13 protein-coding genes are annotated in these 15,700 nt (G+C 71.4%); 5 read left to right on the top strand and 8 right to left on the bottom strand.

Annotated features, from left to right (window positions below; translation table 11 throughout):
- Window positions 1-106 precede the first annotated feature (106 nt).
- From I5071_RS34630 to I5071_RS34615, 4 genes are all read right to left on the bottom strand, one after another.
- Window positions 107-1,855: a hypothetical protein gene (locus I5071_RS34630; RefSeq protein ID WP_236517613.1), complete on the bottom strand. Its 1,749-nt coding sequence runs from the start codon at window positions 1,853-1,855 to the stop codon at window positions 107-109.
- Window positions 1,856-1,900: 45 nt separating this feature from the next.
- Window positions 1,901-2,551 (bottom strand): hypothetical protein, encoded by a 651-nt coding sequence (locus tag I5071_RS34625; protein ID WP_236517612.1) that lies wholly within the window; start codon window positions 2,549-2,551, stop codon window positions 1,901-1,903.
- A 222-nt stretch (window positions 2,552-2,773) separates the two neighbouring features.
- On the bottom strand, window positions 2,774-4,147 hold the full coding sequence (locus tag I5071_RS34620; protein WP_236517611.1) for a DUF1552 domain-containing protein: 1,374 nt from the start codon (window positions 4,145-4,147) through the stop codon (window positions 2,774-2,776).
- Entirely contained in the window at window positions 4,147-5,781 is a 1,635-nt protein-coding gene (locus tag I5071_RS34615; RefSeq protein ID WP_236517610.1) for a DUF1592 domain-containing protein, read from the bottom strand. The genes I5071_RS34620 and I5071_RS34615 overlap by 1 nt, the downstream gene beginning before the upstream one ends.
- Window positions 5,782-5,948: 167 nt before the next feature.
- Here I5071_RS34615 and I5071_RS34610 point away from each other — a divergent pair, with 167 nt between their 5' ends.
- Window positions 5,949-6,911 carry an OmpA family protein gene (locus tag I5071_RS34610; RefSeq protein WP_236517609.1) on the top strand — a complete coding sequence of 321 codons (963 nt, stop codon included), beginning with the start codon at window positions 5,949-5,951 and terminating at the stop codon, window positions 6,909-6,911.
- Here I5071_RS34610 and I5071_RS34605 read toward each other — a convergent pair.
- Window positions 6,889-9,696 (bottom strand): penicillin acylase family protein, encoded by a 2,808-nt coding sequence (locus tag I5071_RS34605; protein WP_236517608.1) that lies wholly within the window; start codon window positions 9,694-9,696, stop codon window positions 6,889-6,891. The genes I5071_RS34610 and I5071_RS34605 overlap by 23 nt on opposite strands.
- A 106-nt stretch (window positions 9,697-9,802) precedes the next feature.
- On the opposite strand from I5071_RS34605, the gene I5071_RS34600 reads away from it, so the two are divergent.
- From I5071_RS34600 to I5071_RS34585, 4 genes are all read left to right on the top strand, one after another.
- Window positions 9,803-10,912, top strand: coding sequence for an Mrp/NBP35 family ATP-binding protein (locus I5071_RS34600; RefSeq protein ID WP_236517607.1), 1,110 nt, complete (start codon window positions 9,803-9,805; stop codon window positions 10,910-10,912).
- 253 nt (window positions 10,913-11,165) lie between these two features.
- Window positions 11,166-11,627 carry a MarR family winged helix-turn-helix transcriptional regulator gene (locus tag I5071_RS34595; RefSeq protein WP_236517606.1) on the top strand — a complete coding sequence of 154 codons (462 nt, stop codon included), beginning with the start codon at window positions 11,166-11,168 and terminating at the stop codon, window positions 11,625-11,627.
- 89 nt (window positions 11,628-11,716) lie between these two features.
- A complete protein-coding gene (locus I5071_RS34590; RefSeq protein ID WP_236517605.1) occupies window positions 11,717-13,048 on the top strand; it encodes an MFS transporter in 1,332 nt (443 codons plus the stop codon).
- A 60-nt stretch (window positions 13,049-13,108) separates the two neighbouring features.
- Entirely contained in the window at window positions 13,109-13,549 is a 441-nt protein-coding gene (locus I5071_RS34585; RefSeq protein WP_236517604.1) for an RDD family protein, read from the top strand.
- Window positions 13,550-13,552: 3 nt separating this feature from the next.
- On the opposite strand, the gene I5071_RS34580 is transcribed toward I5071_RS34585, so the two are convergent.
- From I5071_RS34580 to I5071_RS34570, 3 genes are all read right to left on the bottom strand, one after another.
- On the bottom strand, window positions 13,553-13,894 hold the full coding sequence (locus tag I5071_RS34580; RefSeq protein WP_236517603.1) for a hypothetical protein: 342 nt from the start codon (window positions 13,892-13,894) through the stop codon (window positions 13,553-13,555).
- A 394-nt stretch (window positions 13,895-14,288) separates the two neighbouring features.
- On the bottom strand, window positions 14,289-14,795 hold the full coding sequence (locus tag I5071_RS34575) for a DUF4240 domain-containing protein (protein ID WP_236517601.1): 507 nt from the start codon (window positions 14,793-14,795) through the stop codon (window positions 14,289-14,291).
- A gap of 330 nt (window positions 14,796-15,125) precedes the next feature.
- Complete coding sequence (locus I5071_RS34570; protein WP_236517599.1) at window positions 15,126-15,623, bottom strand: PilZ domain-containing protein; 498 nt, start codon at window positions 15,621-15,623, stop codon at window positions 15,126-15,128.
- Window positions 15,624-15,700 lie beyond the last annotated feature (77 nt).

Genomic DNA, 15,700 nt, shown 5'->3' with positions numbered 1-15,700 from the left:
CCCCAACTCTCCTACAGCCGACTCGCTGGCGGGGGACCCGCACGGGAGCGTGCGGCGCACGCGGACGGGAGGGCCCTCCGCCAGCGAGCCGATTTTGGACACTCTCTCAATCGAGCACGATCACCATCACCGCGTACTGGCCCCACGCCGCGCCGGGCACGCGATGCCACGCGAGGCCCACGCCGAGCCGGAGCGAGGGGCGCGCGACGAGCTCGTCGGGCCACGCGAGCTGATCGGGCGCGAGGCCTTCCATCAAGAGCGCCTGCACCCGTCGTCCCGGCGCCCGCGACGCGGTCTCGTTCATCACCGCCTCGAGGGCCTGGCCCGGGGAGCGCGTCCCGCGCTGCACCGCGGCGCTCGCCTGCTGCATGCCCGGGATGTTCCCGACGAACGACGGCGCCGCGAGACCACGCGCGGCGCGCGCCGCGACGAGCGAGCGCATCACCTGCTCGCGCGCCCGCTCGAGCTCGGTGCCCTCGAAGAACGCGTACGTCGCGAGCAGCCCCACGAACGCCTGCTGCTCCGCGTCCCAGCGCACCCCGATCGCCGCGCCGCGCATCTCGGGATCGAGCAGCACCGCGCGCGTCCACGGATCTTCGACCAGCAGCGCGAGCCACTCGCCCGCGTGGCGCGTCGCGACCACCGCCGCCGAACCGAGGCGCGCGTCGCGGATGGTGCCACCCGAGACGTTCCATCCCGCCATCACTCCGAGCCCGATCACGTCGGCGACGTCCGACTGATCTCCGGCGTGCGCAGCGATCCAGCTCGGCACGAGGCCCTGCAACGTCGCGCTCTGCGCGAGCTCGAGCGCGAGCGGCGCACGACCGGTCTGCGCGCGCAGCGCGTTCGCGCGCGCCATCAGCGCCTCGACGAGCGCGCCGGGCTCGCCCGCGGTCGCGAGCGCGGGGTCGACCTCGAGCGCCGGCATCGTCGTCGCCTCGTCGCGGCGCAGCAGCACGCGACCGACCGCATGCCCGAGCAGACGGCCCGGCGGGAACGCCATGATCTCGACGCGCGCCATGCGATCGTCGAGGTGCATCGGGCAGCGGATCGCGATCTCGGGCAGCGCGACGTCGGGCGCGATCGCGCAGTGCGCGAAGTCGGCGGGGCCGAACGTGACGAACGCCTCGACGTGCTGCGCCGCGCTGCGCATGCGCCCGCGCAGCACCACGCCGTCGCCCTGCACCAGCGGCGCGCGCGTCGTGAGGTCGAGGTCTTCGATCGCACCGACGAACGCTGCGACCACGAGCCCGCTCGGCGCGCGCTCGACGTGCATGCCGACGTGGGTCGCGCCCTGCTGGGTGAGCGTCGTGAAGCGCTCGCGCGCCATCGTGCGGAGCGGCTCGGCGTAGGTCGCGAGGAGCGCCGCGTCGGTCGTGCTCGCGGGCACGGTCACCTGGCTCGACTCGACGAAGAATCGGATCGCGGTCGAGCCGCAGCGCGTGAGCGCGAAGTGCGCGAGCCGGGTGTCCACCGCGCCCGGGTGCGCCGCGAGATGACGCGCGACCTCGCGCGCACCACACGTCACCGCGCGCGAGATCGTGGGCGCGCCCGACATGCGCGCGGCGACCTCGGGCCCGATCGCCTCGAGCGGCGTCGCGGGCGCGAACGGCGCGCGCGGATCGTCGTCGGGGAAGGGGCCGGCGAGCGTCCAGGCGTCGGGCCACAACGCGGTCGGCGCGGCTGGGCGCGTGGAGGCCGGCGTCGAGGCCACGATGTGATCGAGCTGATCGCGCGACGGGAACTGAGCCGCTGGTTGCGAGCGCTCGGCGCCCAGCGAGCCCGAGGACGCGACGTGCATCGCGCCGCCACACCCGGCGAGCGCGATCGAGAGGAAGACGAGGAGGTTCCGCATGGGCGCCGCTGATACGACGCCCCGCGTCCGCGGGCCAGTCGGCGCTCAGGGGCACGCCTCGAGCGGCCACTCCACCTCGGTCACCCCGAACGAAGGCGCGCCGTCGATCACCCGGAGCCGCGCGCTCGTGACCTCGATGCTCGAGGTCGGCACGATCGCGAGCCGCGACCGCGTCGACGGGCACGACGCACGCTCGCCCTCGACGCATCGCTCGAACACGTAGCGCTGCCCGCGCGCGATCTCGACCGTGCTCTGGGGATCGGGCTCGCTCGAGCCGCCCTGGTAGCAGCACGAGATCCACGTCCCATCCACGCGCTCGAGCTCGAGCCGGGTCCAGTGATCGCCCGCGTTCCCGTCGCTCACGTCGAGCCACAGCGGGATCGTCACCGAGCGCGCCGGCGAGAACGCGTGGCTGGCGACGCTGGTGCGCGGCGGATCGGTGCACTCGCTCGCGCGCAGCATCACGACCGTGCAGCTCCCGCCGTCGATCACCGGCACGCTCGCGTCGCTGCCCGCATCGACCTCTTCGATCGCGCCTGCGTCGTCCTCCTGACTCGCCGCATCGATCTCGATCGACGCATCCTCCGCGCTCCCCGCATCCGCGAGCATGATGGGCGCGTCGGGCTGGATCGGGTCGAACCCGATGCGCCCGCACCCGCCGATCGCGACCGCGACGACGACCGCCGAAACGCGCACTCGTGTGCGCCGTGCTCCCCAGCTCCCCACGTACGTTCCCCTGACCACGCGCGAACGGCGCGTGCTGCCGCCCGGTCCGGTTAGCGCGCGTCGTGCCAGACCACGCTGAGGTCGGCAGTCCTCAGTCGAGCTGGAGTGCTCGCTGGCGGAGGGCCCGCACGGGAGCGTGCGGCGCACGCGGACGGGAGGGTCTCCGCCGGCGAGCCGATTTTGGACACTCCCTCACGTCAGCCCGGGCAGCGGTCCGTTGCAGAAGTCGCGATCGCCGAACACGTCGGTCTCGATGCCGAACGCCTGGCACAGCGACACCAGGAGATCGTTGTGCGGGGTCTCGTCGCCATCGAGCTGCAGGTAGCGCCCGGTCCGGAAGTGCGGCGTCCCGTCGTCGTTCGCGACGTTGCCCGCGAGCACGAACGGGATGTCGCGCAGCGTGTGGCTGTTGCCCTTCCCGAGCTCGTTCACCCAGAGCACGACGGTGTTGTCGAGCATCGAGCCCTCGCCCTCGGGCGTGCTCGCGAGGCGCTCGAGCAAGTACGCGTACTGCTCGGCGTACCAGGTGTTGATCCGGACGAGCTTCTCCACCGCGTCGGTGTTGCTGTCGCCCTCGTGCGAGAGATCGTGATGGTTCTCGGTCACCCCGAGGTGCGGGAACGGGATGTTGCCGACCGAATTCGTCCACTGGATCGAGCCCACGTTCGTGAGCCCGCACGCGAACGCCATGCACATGATGTCGCTCTGCAGGCGCACGATCTCCGGGAAGTTCTCGGCGCTCCGGTGATCGATCGCGGCGCCGATCTCGGGGATGCGGCACTCCGCGCCGAGCGCGCCCGGCGCGCCGATCCGGCGCTCGATGTCGCGGATCGTCTCGAGGTGCAGCTCGAGACGCTGGCGATCCGGCGTCGCGAGGCGCGCGCTCAAGCGCTCGTACTCCGCGACGTTGTGATCGAGCACGCTCTGCCGCAGCGCGAGGCGACGACGCGCCGCGTCGGGGTCGACCGACGCATCGCCGAACACGCGCTCGAACGCGCGCCACGGGCTCGCCTCGGGCGGCAGCGGCTCGCTCCGCGCGCGATAGCTCATGCGCGTCCAGACGTTGGCGTACTCGGGGCTCATCGCGCCGAGCTCGAGCGAGCGGAAGCGCGTCGACCCGCCGATCTCGTTCGCGATCGCCTGATCGACCGAGAGATCGCTCGCCCAGCTCACCGGCGGGCACGAGTCGCATCCACCGACCACGTCGCCGGGCAGGAGCGGCACGCCGGTGAGCACGTGGCCCATGCCCTTCTGGTGTCCGTCGCCCGGCCCGCGATCGGTCGAGAGCATCGAGACGCCACCGAGCACCAGCACGCGATCGCGATGGGGCTCGAGCGGCGCGAGGATGCGCTTGAACCGGAAGTCGGTCTCGCCGCCTTCGGGCCGCCACTCGTCGGGCCAGGTGCCGTTCGGCGAGAACACGACGAGCAGACGTCTCGGTCGCGCACCGTCCTGCGCGCCCGCGCCGTTCAGCAGGCGCAAGAAGGGCAGGGCGATCGCGCCGAACCCGAGCGCGCCCACGAACGCGCGGCGGCGCAGCTTCTTCTGCTGGAAGATCGGCAGCATCAGCGGGCCTCCGGGATGCGGCGATGCATGAACGCGTCGGAGGTCACCAGCGCGACGACGAGCTCGCGCACGTCGTGGCCCGACTCGGAGAACGCCTCGTCGATCGCGTCGGTCGAGCAGCGATCCTGCGCGGTCTCGATGCGCCCGATCGCGTAGCGGAACCACTGCCGCGCGATGCACTCGTGCACGCTCTCGCTCGCCGCGAGCCGCTCGCTCAGCTCGATCACCCCGTCGAACGTGCCGCTCGCGTCGCCGCCCGAGACGATCTCGCCGCTCGCGTCGATCGCCTGGCCCTCTTCGGTCGCGCGGAACCGACCGATCGCGTCGTAGCCCTCGAAGCCGAACCCGATCGGATCGATCAGCGAGTGACACCCCGCGCACGACGGATTCTCGCGGTGCTCGCCGAAGCGCTCGCGCGTCGTGAGCCCGGGCATCAGATCGGGCGGCGTGGTGTCGACGTCGGGCGGCGGGGGCGGCAGCTGCTGACACAGCAAGCGCTGCCGCACGAACACGCCGCGATGGATGGGATCGCTCTGGTTCGACTTCGCGAGCAGCGCGAGCAAGCCCGGCTGGGTGAGCAATCCTCCGCGCTGGGTCGGATCGATCTCGACCGCGCGCAGCTCCTCGCCGGTGATCCCGCCGAGCCCGTAGATCGGCGCGAGACGCTCGTTCACGTAGGCGGTGCCGTCGCCCACGAGCAGCGCGTCGAAGTCGCCGCCCTCGTCGAGCATCGCGTCGACGTACATCTCGATCGAGGCGCGCATGTCGCTCGCGAGCGCGCGATCGAACTCGGGGTGGATCGCCGCGTCCTTCTCGACGGTGCCGAGCCGATCGAGGTCGAGCCACTGCCGCGTGAAGTCGTGCAATCCGCGCGCGGCGCGCGCGTCCTCGAGCATCCTTCGCGCCTGCATCCCGACGTTCGCAGCGTCGTCGAGCTCGCCTGCATCCGCTGCGTCGAGCAGCTCGTCGTCGGGCACCGAGCGCCAGAGGAAGAACGCGAGACGGCTCGCGATCTCGTGCCCCGAGAGCGGCATCACCGCGCCCGGCGCCGCGTCGGGCTCGGCCGCTTCGACGTGATAGAGGAAGCTCGGCGAGACCAGCATCGCCTCGAGCGCGAGCTGGATCCCGGTGCGGTGATCGACGAGCTCGACACCCTCGCGATAGAGCGCGAGCAGCGACGTCGTCTCCTCGCTCGTCAGCGGCCGTCGATAGGCGCGACGCCCGAAGCGCTCGACGAACTGCGACGCGCACGCCTCGCCGGTCTCGCATCCGGTGAGCGCATCGAGATCCGCGGTCGCGCGCTCCGCGATCGCCGTCGCGGTGTCGAGGTACTGCTCGACGAGCAGGGGCGACACCGCGCCGCCCACTTCGAAGCCCGTCGTGATGTCGTCGGGCGCGAACGTGCGCGCCGGGCGCGACGTGTCGCCGAGCAGATCTTCGATCGCGTAGTCGTACTCGGTCCGCGTGAGCCGGCTGATCACCGAGGGCGCGACCGAGGGCTGCGCGCAGGAGCTCGGCCCGCTCGATCCACGATCCCCGAGCCCGCGCGGACCGGTCGGCCCGTCGAGCAGCGAGCCCTCGCACCCCGCGAGCGCGAGCACGAGCGCGTAGAAGACCGTCCTCGACCTCCCCATGCGGCCCGCGCAATCAGCACGTGGCGAACCAGCGGGTGGGGTCGGGAATCCTCTGTCGATCCGCGGCGCCGGAGCAGTGGGCGCGGAGCACGGCGCGCTCCGTGCGCCACGTTCATCCGACAACGTCGCAGCACGGATCACACGCTCGCGCGTATATGTTCGGCGACGTGCCCGCGCGGATCGTCCTCCTCGTCGTGATCGCCCTCGGCGGCTGCAGCTCGCTGCTGACCACGCGGGACGAGCCGGTGTCTGCGGCCGCTCCGGTTCCCGATCGCGACGGCGATGGTCTCGCGGGCGACGACGATCGCTGCGCCGATGCGCCCGAGGACGTCGACGGCTTCCGCGACGAGGATGGCTGTCCCGATCCCGACGACGACGAGGACGCGATCCCCGACGCCGACGATCGCTGTCGATGCATCGCCGAAGATCGCGACGGCTTCGAGGACGACGACGGCTGTCCCGACCTCGACAACGATCGCGACGAGATCCTCGACGCGTGCGACGCGTGCCCGGAGCACGCCGAGGTGTACGACGGCTGCGCCGACGAGGACGGCTGTCCCGATCAGGCGCACATCGTCGTCGACGACACGCGCATCGTGCTCTTCGACCAGCTCCGATTCGCGCGCGGCTCGAGGGCGATCGCACCGAGCGAGCACTCTCGGCTCGCCGCGATCGCTGCCGCGCTCCGCGACAACCCGCAGCTCGTCCGGGTCCGCATCACCGGCCACGCCGACTTCGGCGAGCCGCGCCCCGATCGCCTCTCCCGCGCTCGCGCGACCGCGGTGCGCGACTGGCTCGTCGAGCAAGGCATCGCGCCCGAGCGCCTCGAGGTCGACGGCGCCGCCGATGCACGACCGCTCGTTCCCCGCAGCGCGACCGCGAGCGCGCGCGACGCGAACCGTCGCGTGCAGCTCGAGGTGCTCGAGGTCGACGCGGGTCGTGCGCCTCCCCGCTCTCTCCACAGCGGTGGGTGCAGCACCTCGTGGCGCTCGCCCTGCTTCGACCAGCCGCCGGCTCCGCCGCGCGACGTGTGCGCCGAGCCCCGAGACGACGAAGCCCCCGGTGCTCGCGCACCGAGGGCCTCGTCTCACCCAGCGTTCTCTTCGCTCAGTTCATCGGGCGCACCGTGAACGAGCGCTCCACGTGCGCGTTCACGTCCTGCTCCGTGAAGTAGAGCGGCGGCTGCTCGTTGCGGATCCACAGCAGCGCCTCGTCCTGCTTGTGCGGGCTCTGCGGATCGATGCTCTGCCCGCCGGGGATCGCGTTGAACGCGCGGGGCCCCTCGGCGGTCATCTCGACGATCAGGCGCTGCGACGCGCCGCTGCCGAACGAGAAGCTCTCGGTGTTCCAGAGCCCGAAGTTGCCGGGATCGACGTTCCCCCAGTCGCCGTGGCGCGGGAACCCGTCGGGGTACGTCTCGTCGTTGCTCGCGGGGATCGAGATCAGGTCGAGCGAGCCGAGGCGCGGCACGACGCTGCTGAAGCGCACCGTGTGCAGCCGGCCCCAGCGCCATCCGTTCCAGTCCGCTTCGAGACGACCCTCGAGGAACTCGAGCCCCGCGAGGACGCCGCGGATCACGATCTCCGCCTTGGTCTCGACGGCCTCGGTGCGGATGTCGTCCCAGAGCACCGACTCCATCGCGGTCTCGTCGTAGCTGAGCAGACGGGACGGCGAGGTCATCATCCACTCGAGCAGGCGCGCCGACTCGCTCGTCGGCCCACCGACCATCGCGCGCTCGGTCTCGTCGCCGAGCGCGAGCGGGATGATGCGCGTGATCGACGCGTTGAAGATCGTCGTCGCCACGCTGTCCGCGATCTCACCGACGTCGGTCGCGCCCACGCCGTGCGGCGTCGCGAGCGTCCACTCCATCAGCTGGGTGCGCGCCGCCGCGAGATCGGTCTCCTGGTCCTCGGTGAGCCCGAGCGCGTCGATCGCCGCGGTGTCGCCGAGGATCGTGACGATCGGATCACGCAGCGTGCGGCCGAGCGGCGACTGCGTCTCCGCCTGCAGCGCGATCATGTCGTCGGTCGTGATGTCGCCGCGCTCGACGAGCTCCGCGAGGCGCTCCTGGATGCGCCCCTCGCGCCAGCCGTAGTCGAAGCCCGCGCCCACGTAGTGCGGGTCGTTGCAGGGATTGCCGTCCTGCGTGACGCCGACGTTGTCCTGGTTCGCCGTCGCGATCCAACCGCGCGCGGGATCGAGATCGTGCGGGATCGCGGTGTCCGCGAGATCGCCGGTCCACTCGTACTCGCCGGTGCCCGGCACGAGCATGTGCGGGCAGTGTCCGGTGTGCGCGCCGGTCTCCGCGTCGATCTCGAGGCTCGTCGCCATCGCCGAGCGCACCGGGATGCGCGCCTGCGTCGACCACATGATGTCGTCGGCGTCGATGATCATGAAGTTCTGCGAGCCGACCTCGAACGCATCGAGCGCCGCGCGCGCCGACTCCACGTCGGTCGCGGTCATCAGCCCGGTGAACGTCGCGAGCTCGTTGCTCGGCTCCCACCCCGTGTAGCGCACGCTGATCGCGACGAAGCGATCGGTCGTGCCCTCGACCGGCACGCAGCTGCCCGGCAGGAACTGGCTGCCCGGACGATGCGACGCGTAGGGGAAGCGCATCGTCACGGGATCCGCGCCCGTGATGTCGATCGTCTCCTCGTGGAACGCGATCGGGCTCTGCCCGCCCATCCACAGCACAGTGCCGCTGGTGACGTTGCCGTCCGCGTCGCACGCGCCGGTGATCTGCTCCTGGTAGCCGTCGGTCACGTCGTAGCCGGTCGTCGTCACGCCCCACGCGATGTCGCGGTTGAAGCCGATGACCACGCCGGGAAGGCCGGCGAACGCCGTGCCCTGCGCGTCGATCATGTCCTCGCCGCCCATGCGCGCGGTGTTGAGGTGCACGTACCACCACACTGCGGGCGAGATCAGCGAGAGGTGCGGATCGTTCGAGAGGATCGGATTGCCGCTCGCGGTGTGCTCGCCCGAGACCGTCCAGTTGTTCGAGCCGCGCGTGACGAGGTCACCGAAGATGCGCGACTGGCGCTCCTCGATGCGATCGAGGAACGGCATCGCGCCGCGGATCGCGCGCACGTTCGGCGTGAAGCGCGCGCCGAAGGGGCGCGGATCGATCACCGGCAGCAGCGCCATCGTCGTGCCGTCGGGGAAGCCGTCGTCGGTGAACGCCTCGCGCGCCGGGCGCTGCGTGAAGAGATCCTCGAAGAGGCCCGAGCGCGCCGCGATGCGCGGGTCGGCGTCGTCCGCGGGGAACGCCGCTTCGATCGCCGCGAGGCGCGCCGAGCGGTTCAGATCGTCGCGCGGATCGAAGCTCAGGTTCGCCGACTGGAAGCGCGCGAGCGCGAAGATGTCGGCGGGCTCCCAGTGCCCGAAGCTCGGGCTCGCGAGCACCACGTTCACGATCTCCGCGCCCATCACCGCGGGATCCTCCTCGCGGCGCATCACGGCATCGATGTAGAGGTTGATGCCCTCGACGAACGCCTCCGCCGACAAGCGCGACGGATCGTCGGTCGCGAGGCCCTCGTAGATCTCGACGCCCATGCGCCGGTATCCCTCCCAGCGCGAGATCACGTCGTCCTCGAGCGAGCTCTCGCCGCCGATCTCCGCGATGCGACCGAGCACGCTGCGACGGATGAACTCCATCTGCGCGAAGCGATCGCGGCTCATCAGATAGCCCTGCACCACGAGCACGTCGTGACGCGTGGTCCCGTAGATGTGTGGGACGCCGCGATCGTCGTAGACGACCTCGACCTCGCCATCGAGACCGGGGAGCGACAGATCGGTCGTCGGCGTCCCCGAGTCGGTGCCGCCGTCGGTCGCGGGCGGGGCGTCGTCGTCGCCGCACGCAGCGAGCAAGGGCAACGATGCGAGCGAGAGCAGGAGCAAGCGGAACCGGTACGTCATGCGCGGCATGATACACGGGCGAAACATCGCGCTCGTGATCGCGCTTGACGTGCGCGCTGCGCAGACACACACCGCGCCACCTGGGTTGTCTCCTGAGGAAATGAACATGGCCGAGCTCACCACCGAGTCGCTCCGCACCGCGCTGTCGAAGGTCGTCGATCCGGTGTTCGACAAGCCGATGCTCGACATCGGTGCCCTGACCGATCTCGCGGTGGAGCCCGGTGGCAAGGTGAAGGTGCGCGCGCACCTCGCGACCCCTTCGAGCGCCGTGCACGCCAAGGTGCGCGAGTCGATCGAGCACGCGGCGCGCGAGGCGGGCGCGAGCGCGGTCGAGATCGCGATCGACGTGCAGGTCCCGACGCGCGAGGTGATGGGCGACGATCCGATCCCCGGCGTGAAGAACGTCGTGCTCGTGATGAGCGGCAAGGGCGGCGTCGGGAAGAGCACGACCGCGGTGAACCTGACGCTCGCGCTCAAGCGCGCGGGGCTTCGCGTCGGCATCCTCGACGCCGACATCTACGGCCCGTCGATCCCGACGATGATGGGCGTGCACGGCCACCCGCCGACGCGCGAGGACAAGAAGATCCTCCCGCTCGAGCGCTTCGGCGTGAAGATGATGTCGATCGGCTTCCTGCTCGAGGACGACAAGCAGGCGGTGATCTGGCGCGGACCGATGCTGCACAGCGCGCTGCAGCAGTTCCTCAAGGACGTCGAGTGGGGCGAGCTCGACTACCTCGTGCTCGATCTTCCGCCGGGCACCGGCGACGTCGCGCTGACGATGGCGCAGAAGCTCAAGGTGAGCGGCGTCGTGATGGTGACCACGCCGCAAGAGGTCGCGCTGCAGGACGTCTACAAGTGCGTCTCGATGTGCAGCAAGCTGAGCCTCCCGATCCTCGGCGTGATCGAGAACATGAGCTACTTCGTCGACAGCGCGGGCGTGCGACAGGAGCTCTTCGGGCGCGGCGGCGGCGAGAAGATCGCGGAGTTCGCGAAGGCGCCGCTGCTCGGTCAGATCCCGCTCGAGCCCCCGGTGCGCGAGTGGGGCGACAAGGGCATGCCGATCGTGCAGAGCGTGCCCGAGAGCGAGAGCGCGAAGGCGTTCACCGCGGTGGGCGATGCGCTGATCGCGAAGGTCGCGAACCTGCACTTCGAGCGCACCGGCGGGACTCGCATCCCTGCGGCCAAGGGCCCGACCCGACTGCGCATCGTCCGCTGATCGCTCGGGCCGCTCGGCCTCTTCGCTGCGCGCGGCGCTCTGCGAGGGCTGCTCGGCCTGCTTTCGACGTTCGTCTCGAGATCCCTGCGCGGGCGGCGGGCTTCACGGCGGTGCATGCGAAGGGGGCTCTGCCCCCTCCGCCCCACCCCCTTCGGGGCTCGAGAGTCCGTCGCGTGGTCGTCGGGCACGAGCGCGGCCGGTGGGTGCGGAGGGCGGGCTCGACGTCGTGGAGTGACGGTTGTATATGCACCAGATGTCCGCGAAGCCCTCGGTCGCGCCGATCGCTCGGCGTATTCGCGACGAGTGCCTCGCGTCGCCGCTGCGTCGGCTCTCGCGGGTCGTGAACGCGATCTACGACGAGGCGCTGCGGCCGATCGGGCTCACCGTCGCGCAGCTCAACCTGCTCGCTGCGATCGCGGGGCTCGACGAGGACGCGACCGCGGCGCGGATCGCGCGCGCGCTCGAGATCGAGAAGTCGACGCTGAGCCGGGATCTCGCGCGGCTCGAGGCCGGTGGGCTGGTGCGGCGTCGTGAAGGCGGGCGCGAGAAGCGCCTCGAGCTCACCGCGCGCGGCGCGAAGCTCCTCGAGGCGGCGGTGCCGGCGTGGGAGCGCGCCCAGGCGCGCGCCGCAGCGGCGCTGCCTTCGCTCCCGCTCCTCGCGCGCACGCTGCGTGAAGAAGAGCCGGTGCGTCGCGCCCGGCCCGAGTGCGACTGATGGCGCGCGGCCCAGCGCGGGCCTTCGGCACGCGATGATGGTTGTAGATACAACATCGGAGAGACGATGCAGACGGAAGTGGTGATCACGTGAGCCCCGCGGCGCGCCTGGTGCTCGCGATCTGTTCGATCGCGGTGTTCGCGGTCTCGCTCGATGCGACCGTGCTCTTCGTCGCGTTCCCCGCGATCCGCGCCGACTTCGCGGACGTGCGGCTCGAGACGATCTCGTGGGTGCTCAACGCGTACACGGTCGTGTTCGGCGCGCTCCTGGTGCCCGCAGGACGGCTCGCAGATCAGCTCGGGCGGCGGCGCGTGTACGTCGTGGGGCTCGGTGTCTTCGTCGCGGCGTCGGTCGCGTGTGCGCTCGCCCCGAGCGCTGGGTTCCTCGTCGCGGCGCGTGCGCTCCAAGGTGCCGGCGCGGCCGCGCTGCTGCCGGCGTCGCTCGCGCTCGTGCTCGCGGCGAGCGAGGTCCGAGAGCGCGCGCTCGTCGCGGGGCTCTGGGGCGCGGTCGGCGCGTTGGCCGCGGCGATCGGGCCCTCGCTCGGCGCGCTGCTCGTCGACTCGCTCGGGTGGCGATCGGTCTTCGCGATCAACCTGCCGATCGGCGTCGTCGCGGCCGTGCTCTCGATGCGCCTGCTGTCCGAGTCGCGCGATGCGAGCGCGACCGATCTCCCCCGCGCGGCGCCGACGTTCTTGTTGATCGCGGGCGCGACGGCGATCGGTCTCGCGGTCCTCGATGCGCGCGCGTTCGAGCCCGCGACGTCGCTCGCGGCCGGCCTGGTGGGCGTGCTCGCGCTCGCGGGATTCGTCGTGCACGAGCTGCGCGCCCCCGCGCCTTCGTTCGACCTGCGGCTCTTCCGCGATCGCGGCTTCGCGACCGCGAACGTCGCGGTGACGATCTTCAGCATCGCGTTCGCCGCGATGTTCCTCGGGTTCGTGTTCTTCCTGACGAACGCGTGGGGCTACGGCCTCGTGCGCGCGGGCCTCGCGATCTCGCCGGGGCCGCTCGTCGTCGTGCCGGTGGCGATCGTCGCGGGGCGCGTGGGCGCGCGCTTCGGCCATCGCGCGCTCGTCCGCGTGGGCGGGCTCGTCTACGCGCTCGGCGGTCTGCTGATCCTGCGCGCGCTCGGATCGCCGCCGAGCTTCCTGACGATCTGGCTCCCCGCGGTGCTGGTGACCGGCACCGGCGTGGGCCTTCTCCTTCCGACGCTCAGCGGCGCGGCGGTGCGACACCTGCCGGCGCATCGTCTCGGCGTCGGGAGCGCCATCCATCAAGCGCTCCGCCAGCTCGGCTCGGTGCTCGGGGTCGCGGCGGCGATCGTGCTCTCGACGACCGGCATCGCGTTCGAGGGGACCTTCGGGCTGGTGGTCGTAGCGGGGCTCGCGTGCACGGCCCTCGCGAGCGGCCTGCCTACCCGCTGACGTCGACCGATGAGATCGCCGCGCTCCGGGCGTCGAAGGAGAAACGACCCGGAGGTTCACGTGGCTGCCGACTCGCTCGTTCCCGCCGAGCTCCCCGTTCGTCTCGCTGCGCGCGCGATCGACGTCGCGATCGTGGTCGCGATGAACGTCGGGCTCGGTCAGCTCATGGGGTTCGGCTTCGACTGGCTGATCGCGGGCGCGCTGCTCGTGCTCGCGTACTTCGCGCTGCTCGACGCGCTGGTGGGCGCGACCCTCGGCAAGCTCGCGCTCGGCCTGCGCGTCGTCGGCCCCGAGGGCGAACGCGTCACGATGAAGCAGGCGCTCACGCGCGAAGCCTTCACCGTGCTCGGCGCGATCCCGTTCCTCGGCCCGATCCTCGCGCTCGCGGCGTGGATCGCGATCGTCGTGACGATCCGAAAGAGCCCGCTGCGCCAGGGCCGACACGACGTGCTCGCAGGCGGCACCCGCGTGGTGCGCGCAGCAGCGCTACGAAATCCGTAGCGCTCAGAAGCGCACGTGCAGCGTCGCGCCGACGTCGGCGCCCGGTGCGCCAGGCAGGACCAGCGCCTCCGACGCATCGATCTCGACGTCGTGCCCGGCGGCGCCGGCGATCAGCAGCACGAGACCGAGCGTCTGGAGCGCCGCGCTGGTCGATCCGAGGACCCACTCGACGGCATCGCCCATGCCGGCGGCCCAGAGGACGGGTCCGGCGAGCGGCAGCCACGTGAACAGCCCGACGCTCCGGCCGGCGGTGGCGTCGATCGTGCCGATGACCCCGGTCACGAGATAGGCGAGCCCGAACGTGATCGCGCCGCCGGCGATGAGCCCGCCGTCGCTGCGATGCACGGAGAGGCGGCGCAGGGAAGCGTCATCCGGAGTTCGTCCGCCGGGCTCCTCGCCCCAGGCGCTCGGTGCGTTCGCAGCGGGTGCGTCGAGCTCGTAGACACCTCCGCGGCGCCGCATCGCCGCCACGCACGCGTCGCCTTCGGCGACGAGCCCATGGGGACACGACGGCGGCCCGGAGCATCGCGCATTCGCCGCGTCCCACGCCTGCCCCGGCCAGCAACAGCGCCCGGCGGTCTGCTCGCTGGCCACCCGACCCTCGGCGCACTCTTGCGCGCGAGCATTCGCCGCGAACGACGAGAGAACCACCAAGAGCAACCCAACGAACCGAGCTGGTTTGGACACGCCCGAGAAATAGCAGGACGGGCGCGCCCGTCGCCCCGCCGTTTCGCACGCATCACCGCGGGTCGAGCCGGCGCTCGAGCTCCGCGTACTTCCGGAGGAACACCTCCTCGTCCAGCTGCCCGCCTGCGGGCTCGATGGCGTGCACGACATCCACCGCGAGATGCCTGCCGGTGAGTCCCTCGTAAGCTCTCCTCGCCGCGTAGCGCATCCCCTCCTGCGAGAGCTCCGTGTCGCGGGGCAACCGCGCGAGCGTGAGCGGATCGCGCAGTGCGTCCTCGAAGACCTCGCGCCCGAGCCCGATCAGGCCCGACCGGAAGTCGGCGAACCCATCATCGCTGCACCCGCCCGCGATGACGTAGGCCGCGTGCCAGAGGTCCCATCGATACGCGCGCGCGTGGAGCGCCTCGAAGATGAGCGCGAACGCCTCGATGTCGTCGGGCGTCAGCGCGCGGAGCAATCTCTCGAGCACCGCTGGCTGCCACCGAGCTTCGTCAGCGCTGCGATGGTCGCAACCGCGTCGCGATGCATCGATGATCGCCCAAAACCTCGCATCGTCCATCGCGTGATCCTACCGCTCGCGGGGTGCTCCATCGGAGCCGCGCACGCCAAGCCGTACTTCCCGTACCAGCCCGCGCGTCGAGGCGCGCCGACACCGTCCTCGGCAACCACCGAAGTGTCGGCTAGGGGCCCCCGCACCGCGGGGGACCGACACGATCGAGCCCACGCGACGGACACTCGAGCCCCGAAGGGGGTGGGGCGGAGGGGGCAGAGCCCCCTTCGCATGCACCGCCGTGAAGCCCGCCGCCGGCGCAGGGATCTCGAGACAAACGTCGAACGCAGGCCGAGCAGCCCTCGTGCGCGCAGCGCAGAAGGCCGAGCGGCCCGAGCGCTACGCGACGTTCGCTTCGCGGGGCGGGTCACCCATGCGCATCGCGCGTCGCCACACGCCCGTGCTCTCCTCGGCGAGGTACTCGTTGCGCGTCGGCACTCCGTCGAACACCAGGCCCATGCCCGGGAGGTTCGCGCGTCGCGCCCAGATCACGCGGCACGGGAAGAAGTACTCGCAGCCCGCCGCTTCATCGAGCAGACGCACGATCACGCGCGCACCGATCACCGGCGGGCGCGCCGTCGCGATCGCGAGACCGGTGCCGCTCAGGTTCTTCACCTCGCCGGACTCGAAGCCGCCCGGCATCGTGAAGCTCACCGTCTTCGGGAACGGCAGCCGCGGCATCGTGCGCGGGCTCGGCGTGCCGTCGCCGGTCAGCAAGCGCCCGAGCCCGAAGAGGCGCGCGCGCTCGTCGTCGTCGAGCGGGACCTCCAGACGATCCTGCTTCGCCCGGAGGAGCTGATACTCGAAGATCATCTCGAGGACGTTGCGGGTCGTCATCGACGCCTCCCTTGTGTTGCACCGGTTTTCTGCAACCGAGGTGCCACGAGCCACGAATCGATCGCTTCCGACGCACG

The organism is Sandaracinus amylolyticus (assembly GCF_021631985.1).
In the GTDB taxonomy this organism is placed as follows: domain Bacteria; phylum Myxococcota_A; class Polyangia; order Polyangiales; family Sandaracinaceae; genus Sandaracinus; species Sandaracinus amylolyticus_A.
The sequence above is the reverse complement of the archived record's forward strand: the minus strand, read 5'-3'. Positions and strand labels throughout refer to the sequence as shown.

Excerpts from the sequence above, each read along its gene's own strand:
- I5071_RS34615 (WP_236517610.1), bottom strand. The coding sequence starts at position 5,781 with ATGGGGAGGTCGAGGACGGTCTTCTACGCGCTCGTGCTCGCGCTCGCG.
- I5071_RS34595 (WP_236517606.1), top strand. The coding sequence starts at position 11,166 with ATGTCCGCGAAGCCCTCGGTCGCGCCGATCGCTCGGCGTATTCGCGAC.
- I5071_RS34600 (WP_236517607.1), top strand. The coding sequence starts at position 9,803 with ATGGCCGAGCTCACCACCGAGTCGCTCCGCACCGCGCTGTCGAAGGTC.
- I5071_RS34630 (WP_236517613.1), bottom strand. The coding sequence starts at position 1,855 with ATGCGGAACCTCCTCGTCTTCCTCTCGATCGCGCTCGCCGGGTGTGGC.
- I5071_RS34575 (WP_236517601.1), bottom strand. The coding sequence starts at position 14,795 with ATGGACGATGCGAGGTTTTGGGCGATCATCGATGCATCGCGACGCGGT.
- I5071_RS34570 (WP_236517599.1), bottom strand. The coding sequence starts at position 15,623 with ATGACGACCCGCAACGTCCTCGAGATGATCTTCGAGTATCAGCTCCTC.
- I5071_RS34605 (WP_236517608.1), bottom strand. The coding sequence starts at position 9,696 with ATGACGTACCGGTTCCGCTTGCTCCTGCTCTCGCTCGCATCGTTGCCC.
- I5071_RS34620 (WP_236517611.1), bottom strand. The coding sequence starts at position 4,147 with ATGCTGCCGATCTTCCAGCAGAAGAAGCTGCGCCGCCGCGCGTTCGTG.